Genomic DNA, 1930 nt, shown 5'->3' with positions numbered 1-1930 from the left:
CCTCGGCGGCCGTGGCCGGACGGTCCTTGAGCAGCGCGGGACGCTCGGCGTCGCGCGCCTTGGGCTCGCCGCCGTCGAAGCCGGCGGCGATGACCGTCACGCGCACCTCGTCGCCCAGGGCGTCGTCGATGACCGCGCCGAAGATGATCTTGGCCTCGGGGTGCACGGCGTCGGCCACGAGCCCGGCCGCCTCGTTGATCTCGAACAGGCCCAGGTCCGAGCCGCCCGAGATGGACAGCAGCACGCCGCGGGCCCCCTCGATCGACGCCTCGAGCAGCGGGCTGGAGACGGCCATCTCGGCCGCGACCGCCGCGCGCTGCTCGCCGCGCGCCGAGCCGATGCCCATGAGGGCGGAGCCGGCGTCGGACATGACCGACTTCACGTCGGCGAAGTCGAGGTTGATCAGGCCCGGGGTCGTGATGAGCTCGGTGATGCCCGAGACGCCCTGCAGGAGCACCTGGTCGGCCTGGCGGAAGGAGTCCAGCAGGCTGACGTTCTTGTCGCTGATGCTGAGCAGCCGGTCGTTCGGGATGACGATGAGGGTGTCGACCTCCTCGCGCAGCGCCTCGATGCCGGCCTCGGCCTGCATGGAGCGGCTGCGGCCCTCGAACTTGAACGGGCGCGTCACGACACCGATCGTCAGGGCGCCGAGCGAGCGCGCGATGCGGGCCACGACCGGTGCGCCGCCGGTGCCGGTGCCGCCGCCCTCGCCTGCCGTCACGAAGACCATGTCGGCACCCTTGATGGCCGCCTCGATCTCCTCGGCGTGGTCCTCGGCGGCGCGCTTGCCGATCTCGGGGTTGGCGCCGGCACCGAGGCCGCGGGTGGACTCGCGGCCCACGTCCAGCTTCACGTCGGCGTCGCTCATGAGCAGCGCCTGCGCGTCGGTGTTGATGGCGATGAACTCGACACCCTTGAGGCCGACCTCGATCATGCGGTTGACGGCGTTGACGCCGCCTCCGCCGATACCGACGACCTTGATGACGGCGAGGTAGTTCTGCACGGCCATCGGCTCGCACCTTTCGCTGATACTTCGAAGACTCGGGGCCGGGGCTGAACCCTAACCCTTGACCTCAGGGTTATAGTTATGTCAACCTCGACACCACTGAATCTACGGACCGCTCGGCCGTGCGCGGCGCCGACACGCCGACGGGCGCGGTCGGGAGTCGGACGGGTCAGCTCGTGGTGGGCGTGTCCGGGGCGCTCACGTCGTAGACCTCGGCCTTCAGCTCCAGCAGCCGGTCGACCACGCGCAGCTTGGCGGTGGCCTCCCCCGGGCTGCCCCAGACGAGCGTGCGTCCGTGCCGCAGGCGCAGCCGGACGTCGTCGCGGGTGTCGGGCAGCTCGCGCTCGGACCTGCTCGTGCAGGGACGGTGCCCGCCGCTGCACGACGGCGACGACCTCCGCCGCGGCCTGCAGCGCGCGTCGGCGCTCCCGCTCCCCCGAGGCCGAGGACGTGACCTCGAGCAGCCCCTTCGGCGGGCGCGGGTACGTGCGGAAGGCGACGCCCTCCCCGTCGAGACCGCGCACCGTGCCGTCGTCACGGGTCCAGACCACGGCCACCCGCTCGGTCACCTCGACCACCACGGTGTGCGGCCAGTCGCGACGCACCTCGACCGAGGCGACGCGCAGCAGCTCGTCGGTCACCCGCTGCTCGACGGCGTCGGTGTCGAGCCGGGCCAGCGGGGTGCCCTCGGGCACGTCCGCCACGAGCGCGACCCGGGTGGTGGAGATCGTGTCGACGCCGCGGACCTCGACCTTGCGGACGCCCAGCACGTCGGAGAACCACACCAGCCACACGAGCACGCCGGCCAGGACGAGCAGCACCAGGGCCAGCACCCGCCGTCGCCAGCGCTGCCAGCGCCCGGCGCGGCGTCGCTGCTCGAAACAGCCGCTGGCTCACCGCTGCCCCAGCGCCGCCAGGACCGCC

2 protein-coding genes are annotated in these 1930 nt (G+C 72.5%); both read right to left on the bottom strand.

The annotated features are described in order from the left end of the window. On the bottom strand, positions 1-1009 hold a 1009-nt coding region (gene ftsZ / locus AC2W7G_RS15035; protein ID WP_485869152.1), incomplete at its 3' end, for a cell division protein FtsZ. Further along, a complete protein-coding gene (locus AC2W7G_RS15030; RefSeq protein ID WP_485869151.1) occupies positions 931-1839 on the bottom strand; it encodes a cell division protein FtsQ/DivIB in 909 nt (302 codons plus the stop codon). The genes AC2W7G_RS15030 and ftsZ, both read right to left, overlap by 79 nt. Positions 1840-1930: the final 91 nt, after the last annotated feature.

Source organism: Aeromicrobium sp. PFPM2_SD2, from assembly GCF_057364525.1.
This window is presented reverse-complemented; position numbering and strand designations above follow the sequence as displayed.